Here is a 20,412-nt window from a genome sequence, read left to right as displayed (position 1 = left end):
TGTTTACTAAATTAAACATTGTAAACATAGGAGTTATCGGAACGAGATGACGAATATTGTGGTGTTTTGCACTACCAATACACCAATGACGGCTGAACTAATGTACCAGCAAAACAACTTCTACCTTTTTCGCGTTTATATCCACATGAAGAAATATTTTTACCTGCTCCCGCTTATTTTATTGAGTTTTCAAACCTATGCCCAACAGGATACTACGGCTTATGCAGCGCAACGCGTTAAAGTAAATACTTTACTTCAGGAACGTAGCGCTAAATTTGGTCAATATGATGAAAGTTTAACGCAACGATCAGGTATTTTTGGCTGGCAGACGAAAAAGGATATTAAAAATTCGAATGAAATTTTACGTCAGGTGGTGTTAACAGATAACAATATTTTTAAAGAGCTGAAAATATTGATGGATTATAAAGATTTGCAGAACCAGCAGAAAGTGGCCGTAGCAGATAACTCACAAAGCCGGATCGAAGCTTATATGGGCACCATTAAAAAGCTTCAGGATCAGAACGCACAACTTAAAGAAGATTTAGACAAAAAAAATAAAGGCAGTTTATCAACCTATATTATTGCATTCCTGATTTTGGTAATGGCTGGTGGATTTTATTTCTTCAACAAAAAATTAAAGGAAAATAAAAAAAGGACTGTTTAAAATCCTGGCAAAGATAAACAAGGCAGTATTACCAAGTTTGTATAAAAAGGATCCGAATAAGCTCACTAATTTTCAGAAAGCGATTTTGGGCTATCGCTATTGGGTTACAACAAATGCGTTGGATTAGGATATGAGACCTTATAGGCTTTAAAAACCTATAAGGTCTAGATTTTATAATTATTTCGCGCTAACGCTCGTTTTTAACGAGCGTTGAATAGTTCATCGTTTACAAACGATAGAATCGTAAAGCTATTTGTGCACTCGTTTGGAAACGAGCGCAAGCGCCTATCTATTTCTTAAAATGCTCAATAATCAAAGTCGCCAATTCCGTACCGATACGTTCCTGCGCTTCGTTTGTTGAGGCACCAATGTGCGGTGTTAAAGAAATTTTAGGATGGGTTAAAATTGCTGCCAAAGGCGTAGGCTCATTATCGAAAACATCTAAACCTGCAAAAGCAACTTTACCTGAATCTAAAGCTGCAATTAAAGCCGGCTCATCGATTGTACCACCGCGTGAGCAGTTTACAATACCCACACCATTTTTCATTTTGGCAAATTCTTCTGCACCTAAAATCGGTTTATCCGCAAATGGTGTATGTAAACTAAAGAAATCACTACCAGCAATTACTTCATCCAATGAAACGGTTTTGATTGGAATACTCACCGATTTTCCACCCTGGAATTCTAAGGTAATCTCAGATTCAGAAGGATATAAATCGTAAGCTAAAACATTCATTCCCAAACCTAAAGCTACTTTAGCAGTAGCGCGACCAATGCGACCAAAACCAATGATACCGATGGTTTTACCACTTAATTCGGTTCCTTTTGCATAAGCTTTTTTAAGGTTATTGAATTGAGTAGAACCTTCAACAGGCATTTTACGGTTGGCATCCTGTAAAAACCTGATACCGGTAAATAAGTGCGAAAATACCAGTTCGGCCACTGATAATGAAGATGCCGCTGGTGTATTTACCACTGCAACACCCTGGCTGCGAGCATATTCTACATCAATATTATCCATACCTACCCCACCTCTGCCAATTAACTTGATGTTCGGAACAGCGTCAATCAGTTCTTTTCTCACTTTTGTGGCGCTACGAACCGTAATGGCATCATAGTTTTTTAATGCTTCGGCTAACTGATCTTGTGGAATGGTTTCAGTATCTACCTGAAAACCTGCTTTTTCTAATAATTCTTTTCCGATCGGATCGATCCCATCGTTTGCTAATATCTTAATCATATGTATGATTTCGCTGATTAAATTGATTACACAGATTTAAATGCGAATCAATTATCGGTTAAAATTTAAATTAATTTGCTTTTGCCTGTTGCTCTTCAAATGACTGCATGGCATCAATTAATGCGTGAACGCTTGTAATTGGCAGGGCATTATACATCGAGGCACGGAAACCACCAACACTTCTGTGTCCTTTAATGCCCACAATACCTTGCTCTTCTGCATACTTCAGGAATGGTTTTTCCAATTCTGCATTTTCCATTACAAAACAAATATTCATTCTCGAACGGTCTTCAACAGCGCACGTACCTTTAAATAACGGGTTACGGTCTATCTCTCTGTAAAGCGCTTCTGCTTTTTGTTTGTTTTCTTTTTCGATTTCGGCAACACCACCTTTTGATTTTAACCAACGAAGGTTTAATAACGCTACATAAATAGAAAAAACCGGAGGTGTATTGTACATTGAGCCATTATCGATATGCGACTGATAATTTAACATCGAAGGAATTTTACGGTCGATTTTACCTAAAATTTCATCTTTTACAATAGCAATGGTTAAACCTGCCGGACCAATATTTTTCTGTGCACCAGCATAAATCAGATCAAACTGAGCAACATCGATTACACGGCTCATAATATCAGATGACATATCGCACACTACAGGAACACTGGTTTTAGGCACTTCGAAAAGTTCGGTACCGTAAATCGTATTGTTAGAGGTATAGTGGAAATAAGCACTATCGGCAGGGATTTCAAAATCTTTTGGGATAAAAGTATAGTTTGCATCTTTTGATGAAGCAACTACATTTACATTACCGATAAATTTAGCTTCCTTTAATGCTTTGGTAGCCCAAACACCCGAATCTAAATAACTTGCAGTTTGTCCGCCGCCCAATAAATTCATTGGCACCATTGCAAACTGTAAACTTGCACCTCCCTGTAAAAATAAAACGGAATAACCGGACGGCACATTTAATAATTCTTTTACCAACTTATCAGCTTCAGCAACAACTGCCTCAAATTCGGTTGTTCTGTGCGAAATTTCTAAAATTGATAATCCATCGTTAAAATCTAAAACAGCCTGAGCTGCTTGTTTAAACACTTCTTGAGGTAAAATACAAGGGCCTGCGCCAAAATTATGCTTCATCTTATTATATAATGTTTTATGGGCGTAAATGTAAAATTTTTAAAGGAGTTATGCCCATAAAATCGTATCCTAAAAAATTAAATTTTGTTAAAAAAAAGCCATAAATTGATTGATTTATTGCAGTTTTTGCAATTAAAACGTTTTACTAAAAACAGATCAAAACAAACCATTAATATTTTTGAAATCTGGTAAGTTTAAATGCAAAATCAGCTTCTTAAACCACTTGATAAGCAGAATACGATTTGTATACTGGACTAATGAATTTACTGATCTAACTAAACTCAAAGATGATCTTAAACGGTGGGTTCGCGTTAAGGATTGTAAGGGTTCAGTACCGATTCTTCATCGGTACCGGAGCGAAGCGCAGCCCTGAAAAGCCTGACCCTTGCGCAGCATGGGTAACGCACATATCAGTTAGCAGTTTGCAATTCACAGTTTGCAGTTTTCAGTTAGCAGTTGAAAGTTTGCAGTTAACAAAACTTAGTTTTTCAACTTTACAATTAACTTTAAATTAAACTGCCGGCCAGTTAAATAATTTGGAATAGCATATTGCACATTATCTACATCTTTTAACCAGAGGTAAGAAACCGTATTATCAATATTCAGCATGTTAAATACCTCTACAAATAAGATAACAGCGCTGAAATTTTTATCCAGGAATTTTGGTTTATGCAGGGCGGCATCATCGAGGAAATCTTTAGAAAAACCAATGTCTACACGTTTGTAAGAAGGAACAAAAAACTTATCCAGGTATCTTGGTGTTTGCGATGGCCCGATAGGTAATTTTGAACCATAAAGCGCATTTAAGTGCACTTTGTAAGTTGGACTGTTTAACAGCCTATCCTGAAAGAATACGGAGAAATTTAAACGCTGATCCGTTGGCCTTTTTAGATAATCAGGATAAATGGTGGTGCCGTTTTGCACATAGCTATCGCCGATAATATCTTCGTTGGCGTGCATTACCGACATTCTGAAATAAGAAACCAAATCCTTTACAAACTCGCCTCCAATACTGAAATCGGCACCATAAGCGTAGCCTCGCGATACTTCATCAGCCAGGTATTTAATCCGCAAATTATCAATCTTATACGGAATCAAACGATCAGAATATTTAAAGTAAGCTTCGGAAGTAAATTTTAACCTTGTTCCAAAAGCATCAAAAGCATATTCGTAACCCAACGAGGTATTATAAGAACTCTGTGCTTTTTGGTTGATATTTAATCGGCCGGAAAAATCGCGTATAGTGCGGTACGATGGAGGTTGTTTATACACACCCGCGGTAAATCTTAAAATCTTTTTATTCGAATTCGGCCGGTAAGCGATCAACAACCTCGGACTAATCAGCAACTGTTTGCTTAATGAGCTATATGTTGCCCTTGCGCCCAACTGTAATTCGGCATAATTGGAAAGCGAATAACTATCCTGAATATAAGCACTGTAATTTTTGATGTCGATGTTGTTTTTTACATTGATTACATTCTGTAAAACGATGTTTTTCGAGTTATTAGGTAAAATAAAACCAGCAGAATCGGTATAGTTGTATTCGTTTAGCTGATCGTTGTATTTAGACTGATCAAATTTTATTCCCCAGGAAAATACATGACTGTTAAAGTTCTGGTCTACCTTTATCTCTGATGCAAAAATCTGTGTATTCAGGCTGTTTCTACCATAATTATAATAGCTGCCGATGCCCCTGTTTTTAGTTACGGGCCCAAAGTTTTCACCAGGAAAAGTATTATCTACCTCATCAAAAATATAACTTCCGTTAATATCGAAACGTTCTCTTTCTATCGTATTAAAATAACTATTGATAAACTTGATTACCAGGTTCGGCTTTGGAGAATAAGTGGCGGTTATGGCATTCCCCAGGCTTTGGTAATCATCAATTTCCTGTCCGGTATAATCAACATTTAACCTTAAAGTAGTGCTTAACGTACCAAACTGCGTTTCCCTGTTGGTTGGAACTAATTTAAACTGGCCAAGATTAAAACTCCCCAGATAACTGATATTAAATTTTTCAGAAAAATCATACTGATACAACAATTGCGCGTCTGCAAAGTTGGGATTGTAACTCCCCTTTTCATCCTGTTTAATCAATACACTCGAATTGTTTTTATACCTTACACCTGCCAGTAAAAAACTATTTTTAAACAGCTTTTTGGTTGTTAATGAAGTATTTAAAAGGCTGGTACTAAAGGTGGTCTGGCTGCTATCGGGCTTATCGTATTTAATATCCAGCATTGAAGAAAGTTTATCGCCATATCTTGCTTCGAAACCACCTGCAGAAAATTTAGCTTTACTAACCAGATCAGAATTAATAAAACTCAGTCCCTCCTGCTGTCCGTTGCGGATTAATACCGGTCGGTTTATTTCTACATCATTTATATAGATTAAGTTTTCATCAAAATTACCACCTCTAACGCTATATTGAGCACTTAATTCGTTATTGGTTGATACGCCTGGCAAAGTTTTGAGCATGGTTTCAAAATTGCCCGAAACCAGAGGCATTGATGGTACATCAGCTATATTAATGGTGGTGGCATTACTCAGCTGATTCTGTTTATTGGTAATATTAACCTGCTCTAACTCATTAATATTGGCAATTAAATTTACCTGCCTGACAATCCTTGCGCCCGAACGTTCATTAAACTTAACGGTTTGCGGTTGGTAGCCCAAAAGGGAATATTTGATGCTGAAAGTTTTTGTTTTTGAATAAATGGTATAAACCCCAAACTCATCGGTAACTGCTGTTTGCGCCTGACCTAAAACAATCACGGTAACCTGAGATAAGGGCAACTTTTCTTCACTATAAACTATTCCAGAAACCCTAACCAATGGCTGTGCGAGAGCAAAACTGCAGCCAGCGATTAAAAGAAACAGGATTAGCCGAAATTTGAGCATTTTATAGTATCAAGATAAGAGTATTAAGTATCAAGACGAAAATATCAGATAATAAAAGTTCATCTCCGCCTTATCTTAAAAACAATTTAGCGATAGAGCGTTTAACAATTAAATATTTATAGCGCCAGCTGTCACGCTTTTCATTTTAGCAATGGTTTCAGCCGGATTTTCTGTTGCAAAAATTGCATTTCCGGCTACAAAAGCATTGGCACCTGCAGAAACTAATGCAGCAATATTTTGTAAACCTACGCCACCATCTACTTCAATAATCAAATCTTCGTTAACACCCTGGATCAAAGCTTTTAAATCTTTTAGTTTTTTATAGGTATTGTGAATAAAGGCCTGTCCGCCAAAACCCGGGTTAACTGACATAATCAGCACCAGATCAAGATCTTCAATCACGTCCTGAAGCAAATTTACAGGCGTATGTGGATTTAAAGCGACCCCTGCCTTACAACCTGATGCTTTGATCAACTGAATGGTTCTATGCAAATGTGTACAGGTTTCGTAATGTACGGTAATCCGGTCTGCTCCTGCTTTCGCAAAGTCTTCAATATATTTATCGGGGTCTACGATCATTAAATGAACATCCAATGGCTTAACCGCATGCTTTTTTACGGCTGTCATTACCGGAAAACCAAAAGAGATATTGGGTACAAACACGCCATCCATTACATCAACATGGAACCAATCGGCCTCACTGTGGTTGATCATTTCAATATCGCGTTGTAAATTGCCAAAATCGGCAGAAAGTATAGATGGGGCAATAATGTATTTCATTTCTTGTAGATTTTCGCTATTGCAATAACTTGGAACAATATCTGAATTGATTGTTTATGCTTTGCAACAATTATTTGTTTATACGGTTTTACTAAGAATGCAAGTTACAAAAGAACTGCGAAAATTTTTAGTTATAAACATGAAGTTAATATTTATGTCAACAAAAAACCCTTCCAGTAGAACTGAAAGGGTTTATATATCTCCCGACATCGGACCTCCGACCTCGGACTTTTTCTATGCCTGTGGCGCTGCCGGTTTTTCAGGTCTTGGCAATAAAACTTTACGAGAAAGCTTCATTTTACCCTGTTTATCGATGTCTAATAATTTAACTTCGATTTTATCACCTTCTTTTAATACACCGTCCATAGTTTCTAAACGTTCCCATGAAATTTCAGAGATGTGTAATAAACCATCTTTACCTGGCATCACCTCAACAAATGCACCAAATGGCATAATTGATTTTACTTTACCCTGGTAAACCTCACCAATTTCTGGTTTGGCAACGATATTACGGATACGGGTAACTGCTGCATCGATTGAAGCTTTGTTATCAGCAAATACTTCTACAATTCCTTTGCCATCAACTTCTTCGATAGAGATTGAAGCGCCGGTTTCGCGTTGCATTTCCTGGATAATTTTACCTCCAGGGCCGATAATTGCACCGATAAATTCTTTATCGATAGTTAAAGAAACAATGCGTGGTGCATGTGGTTTGTAATCTTCATTCGGGCTGCTGATGGTTTTCTTCATCTCGTTTAAGATGTGCAAACGACCTTCTTTAGCCTGTAATAAAGCTTTAGTTAATACTTCGTATGATAATCCGTTGATTTTTAAGTCCATCTGACAGGCAACAATACCATTTTCAGTACCTGTTACTTTAAAATCCATATCACCTAAATGATCTTCATCACCTAAAATATCAGAAAGGATTGCATATTTACCGGTTTTCTCGTCGGTGATTAAACCCATTGCGATACCCGAAACCGGTGCTTTGATTTTAATACCAGCATCCATAAGTGCCAATGTACCAGCACAAACAGTTGCCATTGATGATGAACCGTTAGATTCTAAAATATCAGAAACTACACGGATTGTATAAGGATTTGCCTCGCCCTGTGGTAATACTTTTTTCAACGAACGTTGAGCCAGGTTACCGTGACCAATTTCGCGACGGCCAGCACCCCTGTTCGGTCTAACCTCTCCTGTTGAGAAACCCGGGAAGTTATAGTGCAATAAGAATTTCTGGTAACCGTTAAAGAAAGCACCATCAATCATCTGCTCATCATCTTTGCTACCTAAAGTAACCGAAGTTAATGATTGGGTTTCGCCACGTGTAAATACCGCCGAACCGTGTGCAGCAGGTAAATAACCAACTTCGCTCCAGATTGGGCGGATTTGCGTAGTTTGACGGCCATCTAAACGGATGCCTTCATCCAGCAATAAATTTCTGATTGCATCGTACTGAACATCATGGTAATAATGTTTAGCCATTGCTTTTGTTAAATCAGCAGTATCTTCTGGCATTGCCTCGAAGAATTCGTTAATAATAGCTGTAAAACCTTCTTTACGCACATCTTTATTGCCACCAGCTTTTGCTACAGCATAAACTTTATCATAAGTATCAGCGTAAACTTTAGCTTTTAAATCAGCATCATGGTCTTCGTGGCTATATTCGCGTTTTACGGTTTTGCCTGTAGCTTCGGTTAATTCAACCTGAACAGCGCATTGAACTTTAATTGCATCATGTGCAAATTTTAAAGCCTCAACCATTTCATCTTCCTGGATCTCATCGCACTCACCTTCTACCATACAGATATCGTTGGCAGAACCTGCAACCATAAATTCGAGTGTAGCACGCTCTAAATCGCTGGCGAAAGGATTGATTACCAATTTACCATCAATTTTAGCCACACGCACCTCAGAAATAGGACCGTTGAAAGGAATATCAGATACTGATAATGCAGCTGAGGCCGCTAAACCTGCCAAACAATCAGGCATGATATTTTTATCAGCAGAGATTAATGAAATCATCACCTGGGTATCAGAGTGATAATCAGACGGGAACTGTGGACGTAAAGCCCTGTCTACCAAACGTGAAATTAATACTTCGTAATCAGATAATCTTGCCTCGCGACGTAAAAATCCTCCTGGGATACGGCCGGTTGCCGCATATTTTTCCTGATAATCAACCGATAAAGGTAAAAAATCGGTTCCTGGTTTTGCACCAACGGTTGATACTACAGTTGCAAGCAACATGGTATCGCCCATTTTCACTACTACCGAACCATCAGCTTGTTTCGCCAGTTTACCTGTTTCAATTTCTACAATTCTGCCATCGCCCAAATCGAACGATTTTTTTATTACATTCATTTAATTAGAATTATGGTGTGTTTTCCTCTTTCTACACACCGTTGTTTATATATGTTTTTGTTTTTGCAAACGAAGATAGATTAAAAAAGCCTATCTATAACAAATCCCGTTAAAAAAATAACAGGAAAGTAAAAAGCCACTCCCTGAAGAATGGCTTTCGCTGATAAAATTCGCTTATTTTTGTTTAATGATATCACGAAGCGATAAAGCTTTGATGATAGCACGATAGCGCTCAATATCTTTTTTGTATAGGTAAGCCAAAATACCGCGGCGTTTACCTACCAATTTTTGAAGTGACAACTGAGTAGAAAAATCCTTACGGTTTTTCTTTAAGTGTTCTGTTAAGTGCGCAATACGGTATGTAAATAACGCTACCTGACCTTCTGCAGAACCAGTATTGGTTTCTACTTCGCCGTGTTGTTTAAAGATTTCGGCTTTCTTTTCTGGACTTAAATACATTTCTTGAATAATATTAAAGCAAATAAATTAATTAATTGTGGCGCAAAGATAAGGTTATTTTTGGTTAAAAGCAAGAGAGTGTTTTTATTAGCAAGGATTCAATCAATAATTACGTTTAAAGATTTTATTGATCGCCTAAATATTGTGGCCGTCACCCTGAATTTATTTCAGGGTCTATCATGCTAGAAAGATGCTGAAATAAATTCAGCATGACGATCACATCAGACGAGGCAAAAAATCAAATTATTGAAACAAAACATTAAGCCTTCATTTCTTTATCAAAAGACATAAAGCAAATTATATGGCTGGCTTGCGTATTACAAGCCCTTTGCCCTGCGGTGATTTTAAAGGCTGGCCACCATTCATGGTAACTGAAATGTGGTTGAGTTGCAAAACACCAAAAAAGCGTTGCTCAGGGGTGCGGCTCAAATAAACAGCATCACGTTCCTCCACAATTGTTTCGCGTGAAGTATTGATATCATATAATTTGAGTTTTCCCATTTCATCAAAAATACGAAAAAAGAGCAATAAAAATATACAATTGCATACTTTTGCCTAAAACATTTACCCTTGGAAAAGAATCAATACAGCATTTTCGAAAGTGAATTACGTGTCCGTCCGGATGATATCGATATGTTTAACCATGTGCACAATAGTAAATATTTAGATTATGTACTGGCTGCGCGTTATGAGCAGATGGAAAAGTTTTATGGTATGCCCTGGGAACATTTTACCAAACAAGGTTTAGGCTGGGTGGTAAGCCATGTGAATATCAATTTCAAACGCCCGCTGTTAATGAACGATTTAATGCTCATCCGCACCGGAATTCTGACCATGAACGATAAAGGCTGCTCTGTTCAGTTTGAAATTATCAACCAGAAAACTGGAAAAGTAGCTTCGGATGGTGTTTTTGATTATGTGCTTATAGATTTGAACACCAGCAAAGGCACAAAAGTTACCGAAGAAATGATTAAAGCCTACAGCATATAGAAGGTAATACACCTGTTTGAGGATTACACCGATTGAGAAGATTATAAATCAGTGAGTTACTTGTCTCCGTGGCAAACATGTACCATATAAAAATGGGTCTTAGCAAGACGCGAAGACCAGATTAAAGGCAAACCCTTAATTGGCAGCTAAAAACTTAATCACTTTCACAAAAATTAGTCATCAAAACTTGACAATTAAAAATTTTCTCTATATTTGGTCTATCAATAAGACCAGAGCCATGATAGTATCTGCAATCCGTTTGAGGTTCTAAACAACCGAGGATTCCCTCCATTTCAATTTTAGGTATGTTCGCTTAACTGCGGATCATTTGGTTTATACATTACATTTTATCTATATTATATGTCACAGTCTACAAAGACAAAGGGCAAATTATCGTCATTTTTCGGTATCCTCGGCCAATCTTTAAAAGGTCACGAAGTTGACCTCACCTCTATCAGTATCCAACGAGCAATTGTTTTACTAGCTATCCCGATGATGTTGGAAATGGCCATGGAATCGGTATTTGCCTTGGTTGATTTATACTTTGTCGGCCATTTGGAAAATAGTAGTCATGCCATACAAACCGTTGGTTTAACCGAATCGGTTTTAACCATTATTTATTCCTTAGCTATTGGTTTAAGTATGGCCGCAACAGCAGTTGTTGCTCGCAGAGTTGGAGAAAAAAATCCTGAAGCAGCAGGCAAAGCCGGGATGCAGACCGTCATCATTGCCGTGATTATTAACCTGATGATTAGCATTGCAGGTTTAATTTATGCACGCGATATTTTATTGATCATGGGGGCATCAAACGAAACGGCAGACCACGGTGTTACATTCGTCCGCATTATGATGGGCGGTAGCATTATTATTGTATTGCTGTTTCTGATTAATGGAATATTCAGAGGTGCCGGTAATGCTGCCATTGCCATGCGCAGTTTATGGATCGCAAATATTGCAAACATTATCCTCTGCCCTATTTTCATTAATGGTTTTGGTCCGGTGCCGGCATTTGGTTTAACAGGTGCAGCTATTGCCACCACCATTGGCCGCGGACTTGGCGTAAGTTATCAGATTTACCATTTGTTCAATGCCAAAAACACCCTAAAAATCAGGCTAAGCTTCCTTATTCCCGAATGGGAGCAAATAAAAGCCATTGTTAAAATTGCGGCACCTGGTGTTTTACAGTTTGTTATTGCGAGTTGTAGCTGGGTGTTTTTAGCACAATTGGTAGCTAAAACAGGTGGAGACCATGGCTCTGCAGGTTACCAAACTTCGTTGAGATTAATGATGTTTTTTATGTTGCCTGCCTGGGGGTTGAGTAATGCAGCAGCAACATTGGTTGGGCAAAACCTCGGCGCAGGAAGTGCCGAACGTGCCGAGAAATCTGTTTTTCAGACCATGAAATATACAGTTATTTTTATGGCAGTGGTAAGTATACTGTTTTTAACCTGCGGACAATTTTTTGCGGCATTTTTTACTGAAGATCAGGACGTGATTAAAGTAGCGAGCCGCGCACTTAAAATTATGAGTGGTGGTTTTGTTATTTATGGGGCAGGTATGGTATTTACGAGTGCATTTAATGGTGCAGGCGATACCTGGACACCAACTAAAATAAATGTATTTGCATTTTGGCTGTTCCAGATTCCTTTTGCTTACTTTTTGGCAAAATATATGGAAATGGGACCAACAGGCGTTTTTATCGCCATCCCAACTGCAGAAGCAGGAATTGCAATAGCCGCATTCATCCTGTTTAAAAAGGGGAAATGGAAGAAAATCAAAGTTTAATTTTTTAACTGTAGCTTCCAACTTCACGTCGGAAGCCCATTGATTAAATAGGGTAAAGTTTAAAGCAGGAATGCTGCAGCTGAACAACCACTGTTTTTACTTTCCAAAAAGATAAAAATTCAGCCGTTGCAGCATTCCATTTTCCCACTTACATTTTCCATTAAAAAGCATATCTTTGCGCAAAGATGAAGCATATACGTAATTTTTGCATTATTGCACATATCGACCATGGTAAAAGTACCCTGGCTGATAGGTTATTAGAATATACAGCGACGATTTCGCAGCGTGAAGCGCAGGCGCAATTGCTCGATAATATGGATTTGGAGCGCGAGCGGGGCATAACGATTAAAAGTCATGCCATACAAATGAACTATAAAGTTGGTGATATCGAATACAATTTCAATCTGATCGATACTCCGGGGCACGTAGATTTTTCTTACGAAGTTTCGCGTTCAATTGCGGCCTGCGAAGGTGCATTGTTGATTGTTGATGCTTCTCAGGGTATCCAGGCGCAAACCATTTCTAACCTTTATTTAGCTTTAGAGCACGACCTCGAAATTATCCCGATTTTAAATAAAATGGACTTACCTGGTGCCATGCCAGAGGAAGTAAAAGACCAGATTATCGATTTGATCGGCTGTAAAAGGGAAGATATTATCCCGGCATCAGGTAAAACCGGAATGGGAATACCTGATATTATCCAGGCTATTGTAGATCGTGTTCCCGCCCCTGTTGGCGATCCGGAAGCACCTTTACAGGCTTTGATTTTCGATTCTGTTTTTAACTCGTTCAGGGGTATTATTGCTTACTATAAAGTTGTAAACGGCGAAATCAAAAAAGGCGATAAAGTAAAATTCATCAACACCGGAAAAGAATATCTTGCTGACGAAGTAGGGATTTTAAAACTCGATATGGCGCCACGGAGCGTAGTTAAAACCGGAGATGTAGGTTACATTATCTCAGGTATTAAAGAAGCCCGTGAAGTAAAAGTTGGTGATACGATTACTACTACTGCAAGACCATCATTAGATGCCATTCAAGGATTTGAAGAGGTAAAACCAATGGTTTTTGCCGGTATTTATCCTGTTGATACCGATGAATTTGAAGAATTACGCGAAGCGATGCACAAATTGCAGCTCAACGATGCTTCTATTGTTTTCGAACCTGAAAGTTCTGCGGCACTTGGTTTCGGTTTCCGTTGCGGTTTCCTTGGCATGCTGCACATGGAAATTATCCAGGAACGTTTGGAGCGCGAATTTGATATGACGGTAATAACAACCGTTCCCAACGTATCGTACATTGCGCATACAACCAAAGGTGTCGAAATTTTTGTAAACAATCCATCTGATCTGCCTGACCCGAGTAAACTGGATTCGGTTGAAGAGCCTTATATTAAAGCTAACATCATTACTAAAGCTGATTTTGTTGGTCCGGTAATGTCACTTTGTATTCAGAAAAGGGGAACAATTGTAAATCAATCATACTTAACATCGGATCGTGTAGAATTGGTTTTCGAAATGCCAATGGGCGAAATTGTATTCGATTTTTATGATAAACTGAAAACAATTTCTAAAGGTTATGCATCATTCGATTACCATCAGGTTGGTTACCGCAAATCGGATTTGGTTCGTTTAGATATGTTGATTAATGATGAACCTGTTGATGCTTTATCATCATTGATCCATCGTAGCAATGCTTACGATTTTGGAAAGAAAATCTGCGAGAAATTAAAGGAACTGATTCCACGCCAACAGTTCGAAATCAAAATTCAGGCATCAATCGGTGCTAAAGTTATTGCCCGCGAAACATTGAGTGCTCTACGTAAAGATGTAACCGCAAAATGTTATGGTGGTGATATTTCCCGTAAGCGTAAGTTATTGGAAAAACAGAAAAAAGGTAAAAAACGCATGCGCCAGGTGGGTAACGTAGAAATTCCACAGACGGCATTTATGGCGGTTTTGAAATTAGATTAAAAATAGACTCAAGATTTGAGTATCAAGTAGCAAGCAATTGTAATCTTGATACTTAATACTTGATACCTCGATATTTAAACATGAAATTACTAGACGGTAAATACTTATCAGAAAAAGTTAAAGTTCAGATTGCAGAAGAAGCTGCAGAATTTTTAAATAAAACAGGTCGCAAGCCACATTTAGTTGCCATTTTAGTTGGTAATGATGGTGGTAGCGAAACTTATGTGGCCAGCAAGATGAAAAACTGCGAAAAAGTAGGCTTTAAATCTTCGCTTCACCGCTACGATAATTCAGTAACCGAAGCAGAATTACTGGCTAAAATTGAAGAAATTAATCAGGATGATGATGTAGATGGATTAATTGTTCAGTTGCCTTTACCAAAACATATTGATCCCGAAAAAGTAACCGAAACAATTGATCACCGTAAAGATGTTGACGGTTTTCACCCGGTAAATTTGGGCAGAATGATGCGTAATCTTCCCTGCTTTATCCCTGCTACACCCTATGGAATCTTATTGATGTTGCAGGAATATGGCATTGATACTACCGGGATGCACTGCGTTGTGGTTGGCAGAAGTAACATTGTAGGTAGTCCGATGAGCATTTTAATGGCCCGTAATGCTAATCCAGGCAATTGCACCGTAACGCTTACGCACTCGCGTACCAAAGATTTAAAAGAACAGGTTCTGCAAGCCGATATTGTAATTGCTGCAATTGGTAAAAAGAATTTTGTTACAGCTGACATGGTTAAACCTGGCGCAATTATTATCGACGTGGGTATTAACCGCGAAAACTCTACTGAAACAAAATCTGGCTTTAAATTATATGGCGACGTAGATTTCGAAAATGTAGCTCCAAAAGCATCTTACATCACCCCTGTTCCGGGTGGCGTTGGTTTAATGACGATTGTTGGCTTATTGAAAAACACATTGGCATCGGCCAGGAAAGAAATATATTCTTAAGACCAAAGGCGAAAGCTTAAAGACTAAAGTATCGAAAGCGGTTCATAATTGGATCGCTTTTTTTTGGCCTCTACTTTCTATTACACCACGAAGGCACAAAGACACTAAGAATAGCTTATTCTGTCATCCTGAACGCAGTGAAGGATCTTTTATGTTGGAAGATAAACAAATAGATCTCTCCGCTTCGCGATGCTCCGGTCGAGATGACGTTTTTTTAATTTAGCGTTTGAAAACAGTTAACCGATTAATTCAGTGAACTAATGATAAGTAAACCAATAAATTAGGAATTGAGAATAAACAATCGCTAGGCCACAGTTACNAAATTAGGAATTGAGAATAAACAATCGCTAGGCCACAGTTACCCCCCTGAGCGTAGTCGAAGGGTAAACAATTAACCAGTTAACCCAATCAACTCCACAATTTACTCCACCAGGTCTCCTCAAAACCGATATATAATCCATCTTCACGTAATTCAGTAGGATAAATATTGATATAGTCGCCCTGCCCTTCTGCGCCTCTTCCTGTGCTTAAACTATATTCATACCGGTGGATCGGGCAAACCAGGTTCCCGTTTTTGCACCAGCCCCCACTAAAATGGCCGCCCGCATGCGGACAATGCGACTGAGTGGCGATAATTTTGTCTTCATTATTGATCAGACAGATCTGTTTTCCGTTAACCTCGATGGTCTTAATTACATCGGCACGGGGAATCTGATTGTTATTTAGCGCTTTAAACCACTTCATTATGCTAAAATACGGCAAATAAATATCACTATTATTTCATCTTTCCATTAAATTTCGAAAGAGGAACCACATCACCATATTTTTTTAGGATATTTGCATCCTCAAAAATGAAACAGGATATACCAGAAGACGGCACATTACTTCCTTTAATGGAAGAATTTTACACCATACAGGGCGAAGGATTTAATACAGGTAAAGCAGCATATTTTATCCGCCTGGGAGGTTGCGATGTAGGTTGCCACTGGTGCGATGTGAAAGAAAGCTGGGATGCCGAAATGCACCCGCTTACCCATGCCGATGTAATCGTAGAAAATGCCGATCAATTTCCAGGTAAAGCTGTAGTGATTACCGGAGGTGAGCCATTGATCTATAACCTGGATTACCTGACCAATAAATTAAAGGAAATAGGAATTTTAACTTTTATTGAAACTTCCGGAGCTTACCCATTATCCGGCAACTGGGACTGGATCTGTTTATCACCAAAGAAATTTAAAGCCCCAAGGCCAGATATTACGCCTTTTGCGCACGAATTAAAGGTAATTGTTTTTAATAAAAGTGATTTTAAATGGGCCGAAGAATATGCCGCAATGGTATCGCCAACCTGCAAATTGTATCTTCAGCCGGAGTGGTCTAAATCGAAAGAAATTACCCCGTTAATTATCGAGTATGTAATGGCAAACCCCAAATGGGAAATTTCATTACAAACGCACAAATTTTTAAATATTCCTTAAAAACAATACATTAGCTTTATAACCAAATGTTAATGTAATGAAAATCTACCTGTTCCTCTTATTTAGCATCATCAGCATTTATTGTTTCGGGCAAAGTTCTACAAACAAAAAGGCACAGTCTTTTTTTGAGAAAGCAGGTCCGCTGATTGATAAGCTGGATTATGCAGGTGCAGAGCAGGCATTAAAAAGTGCTGTTGACGCGGATCCTTTGTTCCAGAATGCCTATATCGCATTGGGGAGTGTTTATAAATTAGAAAAAAAATATCCTGAAGCAAAAGCAGCTTACGAAAGAGCCATGCTGATCAATAAAACCGTTGCTCCTGCCGTAATATACGGTTTGGCCGAAACGGAATTTGCAACACAAGACCATACAAAAGCAAAACAACATTTTGAGGAATTTCTGGGGCTTGATAATTCATCTGATCGTGCTAAAAAAGCAAAAAAATATCTTTTAGATTGCGATTTTGCATCTGCAGCAATAAAAAAGCCTGTAAAATATAGTCCAACCAATTTGGGTGATGGTGTAAATACCACAGATGCCGAATATTTTCCGGCTCTGACTGCCGATGGTGAAACTTTGGTTTTTACACGCCAGGTTAATGGAAATGAAGATTTCTGGACATCTCAATTTAAAAATAATAAATGGGAGGTCGCTACGCCCTTATCCAGTAAGATTAATACAGCCCGGTACAATGAAGGAGCACAAACCATTTCGCCAGATGGTAAATATCTTTTTTTTACCGGTTGTAACCGTCCTGATGGCTTGGGCAGGTGTGATATTTATGTTTCGCACCGCGAAGGAAAAGACTGGGGCGAACCTTATAATATAGGTAAACCTGTTAATTCTGAATATTGGGAATCGCAGCCTGCAATTAGTCCTGATGGGAGAACCTTGTACTTTATCAGTAACCGTCCGGGTGGATCTGGTGGTTACGATATCTGGAAAAGCACCATTACTGATGATGCAAAATGGGGACCTGCAGTTAACCTCGGCCCCGATATCAATACCATTTACGATGAAAACACTCCTTTTCTGCATGCAGATGGGAAAACTTTGTATTTTTCTTCGGATGGCTGGCCTGGCTTCGGGAATAAAGATATCTTTTATAGCCGCATGGATAATGACGGAAAATGGCAGAAACCAGTTAATATCGGCTACCCGATCAATTCTTTTGAAGATGAAAGTGGTTTGGTAGTAAGCGCTGATGGAAATTTCGGACTCTTCTCCTCAAATTTGAAAGGCGGCTTTGGTTTGCAGGATATTTATAGTTTTGGCATACCGGAATCGGCAAAACCGTTAAAAGTTTCTTATGTAAAGGGAATTGTTAGAGATAAAGACACCAAAAAAACGATAGAAAGCAATGTACAGGTAGTTGACCTAAAGACCAATAAAACTGTTTTCGATGACTATACCGATCCCGAAACCGGTCAGTTTTTAGCTGTAATGCCCGTTGGTAGCGATTACCTGTTTAATGTAAATGCCGAAGGTTATATGTTTTATTCTGAAAACTTCGAGCTTAAAAGTGGCGACATCAATAAACCTTACCAGATTGAAGTTTATATCGAAAAAATTAAGCAGGGCGGTAATGTTACTTTAAGGAATATATTCTTCGACACCAATAAATTTAACCTTTTACCAGCCTCAATCCGAGAACTGGATCTGCTGATTGATTTTCTCCATCAAAATGAAACTGTTCAGATCGAAATCCAGGGGCATACCGATAATGTTGGCGATGATAAACTAAACCAGAAGCTATCCTTTAACCGTGCGAACGCCGTTTACGAATATTTGGTTAAAAACAGCATTGATGCTAAAAGACTTACTTTTAAGGGTTTTGGAGCCAGTAAACCGATCGCAGATAATAAAACAGAATTGGGGAGGAAAAATAACCGGAGAACATCGTTTGTGATTACAAAGGTTTAGATTATTCCGGTTGGTGAGACACCAACCTATAGGACTAATGTGATCCGTCATTCTGAACTTGTTTCAGAATCCATCATGCTATAAAAAAAGTCGTCATTTCGACTGGAGCAAAGCGAAATGCCCGCCTGCTACGGGCAGGGAGAAATCTACTGTGGATCTCTCCGCTACGGTCGAGATGACGATTGCTAAGTAATAGCAACTAAAATTTCTTCCCTTTTAATACCCTGATTTCCGATCCTTCTGCCAGGAATACAGAATCGGGTTTAGCTTCATTTAAAAAAGCAAAATCACTTCCGTAATTAATTACGAAATCAACATTTATTGTATAGTCTTTCACCGGATAAACTTGCCAGCGTGGATGCTCCACGCCATATTCGGATGTTCTGTTCGCTCCGATTTTGGTATAACCCCAATAATGTTCGGTAATAAATTCTTCTTCACTACCGGTTAGAATTTCTTCAGCTTTTGAAGCAGCAGTGACTGAAAAATTATGCCAGTTTTTGTTCTTCCACAAATAATCTACTTCGAGCTGGTGCCCTTGTTCAATCCAAACATGTTTCATCGGGAATGTTTGGTAATTTTCTTTGTAAATGGTATTGGCAACAAAGGTAATGGCTGGTTTAGGCACAAATTCTTTAATAAATACTACACCACGTTTCCAGGTATCACCATCTTTAAATTTGACGTAGAACCTTAGATTAACCTCTTCGAAATTGGTATGGAAAGGTATATTGAAACCCAGTAGTTTCACATCAACAAACATAAAACCGACCAAACTCACATAATATTTGCCCTGCCAGTCATCCAGTACAGTATACGGTGGAAGATATTTAGAAAGTATTTCTTTATCTACCGCATACTGCGCCAAAGCGAGTTTTCGCCATCCGGCAGTGAGAAATACTTTCGGGCTGCTCAAAATTACAGTATGGCTTGTCTGATCCTGATCAGTTTTGTTAATGTTTCTTCCAGTAAATCCAGGTGCAACATATTGGCACCGTCTGATTTTGCATTGGCCGGATCAGGGTGTGTTTCAATAAATAAACCATCTGCACCTACCGCAATGGCAGCTTTGGCGATTGTCGAAATCAATTCAGGTTTACCACCGGTAACGCCACTACTTTGATTAGGTTGTTGCAGCGAGTGAGTACAATCCATCACTACCGGCACGCCGAAACTTTGCATTTCAGGCAAACCACGGTAATCCACAATCAGATCCTGATAACCAAAGGTATTACCCCTATCGGTTAAAATTACTTTATCGTTTCCGGCTTCTTTTACTTTTTCAACAGCAAATTTCATCGAACCTGCAGAAAGGAACTGGCCTTTTTTAACGTTTACCACTTTTCCGGTTTCGGCAGCGGCAATCAATAAATCAGTCTGGCGACATAAAAATGCAGGGATCTGCAGTACATCTACATAAGCTGCAGCCATTGCAGCCTCACCACTTTCGTGGATATCGGTAACGGTTGGCACACCGAATTCTCTTCCTATACGTTCTAAAATACGTAAAGCTTTTTCATCACCAATACCGGTAAAGGAACTTCCTTTACTTCTATTGGCCTTACGATAAGAACCTTTAAAAATATATGGAATCTGTAGTTTATCGGTAATGGCTATAATTTTTTCAGCAATCCTCATGGCAATATCCTCGCCTTCAATAGCGCAGGGGCCAGCCATTAAAAAGAAATTTCCTGAATCTGTATTTTTTAATTTATCTAAATAGTTAAGCATGGATAATGGAAGAT

At 38.6% G+C, this 20,412-nt stretch carries 17 protein-coding genes; 7 read left to right on the top strand and 10 right to left on the bottom strand.

The annotated features are described in order from the left end of the window. Positions 1–46: 46 nt before the first annotated feature. Positions 47–664, top strand: a complete 618-nt coding sequence (locus DRW42_RS11480; RefSeq protein ID WP_244215246.1) for a hypothetical protein — start codon at positions 47–49, stop codon at positions 662–664. A gap of 289 nt (positions 665–953) precedes the next feature. Here the strand turns inward: DRW42_RS11480 and DRW42_RS11475 are convergent, their stop codons facing one another. The 7 genes from DRW42_RS11475 to DRW42_RS11445 all read right to left on the bottom strand — a co-directional run bounded on the left by DRW42_RS11475 (position 954) and on the right by DRW42_RS11445 (position 10,059). Continuing rightward, entirely contained in the window at positions 954–1,904 is a 951-nt protein-coding gene (locus tag DRW42_RS11475) for a D-2-hydroxyacid dehydrogenase (protein WP_208643543.1), read from the bottom strand. 70 nt (positions 1,905–1,974) lie between these two features. After that, the gene (serC, locus tag DRW42_RS11470; RefSeq protein WP_113948970.1) at positions 1,975–3,048 is read right to left on the bottom strand and encodes a 3-phosphoserine/phosphohydroxythreonine transaminase; all 1,074 of its coding nucleotides are present in this window, start codon (positions 3,046–3,048) and stop codon (positions 1,975–1,977) included. Between the two features lie 480 nt (positions 3,049–3,528). Then, positions 3,529–5,949: a TonB-dependent receptor gene (locus DRW42_RS11465; RefSeq protein ID WP_113948969.1), complete on the bottom strand. Its 2,421-nt coding sequence runs from the start codon at positions 5,947–5,949 to the stop codon at positions 3,529–3,531. Between the two features lie 108 nt (positions 5,950–6,057). After that, positions 6,058–6,729, bottom strand: coding sequence for a ribulose-phosphate 3-epimerase (gene rpe / locus DRW42_RS11460; protein WP_113948968.1), 672 nt, complete (start codon positions 6,727–6,729; stop codon positions 6,058–6,060). A gap of 234 nt (positions 6,730–6,963) precedes the next feature. Then, positions 6,964–9,099 carry a polyribonucleotide nucleotidyltransferase gene (pnp, locus tag DRW42_RS11455; protein WP_113948967.1) on the bottom strand — a complete coding sequence of 712 codons (2,136 nt, stop codon included), beginning with the start codon at positions 9,097–9,099 and terminating at the stop codon, positions 6,964–6,966. 174 nt (positions 9,100–9,273) lie between these two features. Beyond that, positions 9,274–9,558 carry a 30S ribosomal protein S15 gene (gene rpsO / locus DRW42_RS11450; RefSeq protein ID WP_025146265.1) on the bottom strand — a complete coding sequence of 95 codons (285 nt, stop codon included), beginning with the start codon at positions 9,556–9,558 and terminating at the stop codon, positions 9,274–9,276. A 297-nt stretch (positions 9,559–9,855) separates the two neighbouring features. Next, positions 9,856–10,059: a hypothetical protein gene (locus DRW42_RS11445; RefSeq protein WP_113948966.1), complete on the bottom strand. Its 204-nt coding sequence runs from the start codon at positions 10,057–10,059 to the stop codon at positions 9,856–9,858. A 69-nt stretch (positions 10,060–10,128) separates the two neighbouring features. Between DRW42_RS11445 and DRW42_RS11440 the strand changes: the two genes are divergently transcribed. From DRW42_RS11440 to DRW42_RS11425, 4 genes are all read left to right on the top strand, one after another. Next, positions 10,129–10,548, top strand: a complete 420-nt coding sequence (locus tag DRW42_RS11440) for an acyl-CoA thioesterase (protein ID WP_113948965.1) — start codon at positions 10,129–10,131, stop codon at positions 10,546–10,548. 360 nt (positions 10,549–10,908) lie between these two features. Then, a complete protein-coding gene (locus DRW42_RS11435; protein ID WP_113948964.1) occupies positions 10,909–12,333 on the top strand; it encodes an MATE family efflux transporter in 1,425 nt (474 codons plus the stop codon). A 185-nt stretch (positions 12,334–12,518) separates the two neighbouring features. Continuing rightward, a complete protein-coding gene (gene lepA / locus DRW42_RS11430) occupies positions 12,519–14,306 on the top strand; it encodes a translation elongation factor 4 (RefSeq protein WP_113948963.1) in 1,788 nt (595 codons plus the stop codon). 80 nt (positions 14,307–14,386) lie between these two features. After that, on the top strand, positions 14,387–15,268 hold the full coding sequence (locus DRW42_RS11425; RefSeq protein WP_113948962.1) for a bifunctional 5,10-methylenetetrahydrofolate dehydrogenase/5,10-methenyltetrahydrofolate cyclohydrolase: 882 nt from the start codon (positions 14,387–14,389) through the stop codon (positions 15,266–15,268). 408 nt (positions 15,269–15,676) lie between these two features. Here the strand turns inward: DRW42_RS11425 and DRW42_RS11420 are convergent, their stop codons facing one another. Further along, positions 15,677–16,012, bottom strand: coding sequence for a Rieske (2Fe-2S) protein (locus DRW42_RS11420; RefSeq protein ID WP_113948961.1), 336 nt, complete (start codon positions 16,010–16,012; stop codon positions 15,677–15,679). 107 nt (positions 16,013–16,119) lie between these two features. Between DRW42_RS11420 and DRW42_RS11415 the strand changes: the two genes are divergently transcribed. Both DRW42_RS11415 and DRW42_RS11410 read left to right on the top strand, forming a co-directional pair. After that, positions 16,120–16,743 carry a 7-carboxy-7-deazaguanine synthase QueE gene (locus tag DRW42_RS11415; protein WP_113948960.1) on the top strand — a complete coding sequence of 208 codons (624 nt, stop codon included), beginning with the start codon at positions 16,120–16,122 and terminating at the stop codon, positions 16,741–16,743. A gap of 37 nt (positions 16,744–16,780) precedes the next feature. Next, entirely contained in the window at positions 16,781–18,667 is a 1,887-nt protein-coding gene (locus DRW42_RS11410; protein ID WP_113948959.1) for an OmpA family protein, read from the top strand. A gap of 199 nt (positions 18,668–18,866) precedes the next feature. Here the strand turns inward: DRW42_RS11410 and DRW42_RS11405 are convergent, their stop codons facing one another. Both DRW42_RS11405 and kdsA read right to left on the bottom strand, forming a co-directional pair. Further along, positions 18,867–19,583, bottom strand: a complete 717-nt coding sequence (locus DRW42_RS11405; protein ID WP_113948958.1) for a YqjF family protein — start codon at positions 19,581–19,583, stop codon at positions 18,867–18,869. 2 nt (positions 19,584–19,585) lie between these two features. Then, positions 19,586–20,398, bottom strand: coding sequence for a 3-deoxy-8-phosphooctulonate synthase (gene kdsA, locus DRW42_RS11400; RefSeq protein WP_113948957.1), 813 nt, complete (start codon positions 20,396–20,398; stop codon positions 19,586–19,588). Positions 20,399–20,412 lie beyond the last annotated feature (14 nt).

This window comes from Pedobacter miscanthi (genome assembly GCF_003315595.1).
Lineage (GTDB): Bacteria > Bacteroidota > Bacteroidia > Sphingobacteriales > Sphingobacteriaceae > Pedobacter > Pedobacter miscanthi.
The sequence above is the reverse complement of the archived record's forward strand: the minus strand, read 5'-3'. Positions and strand labels throughout refer to the sequence as shown.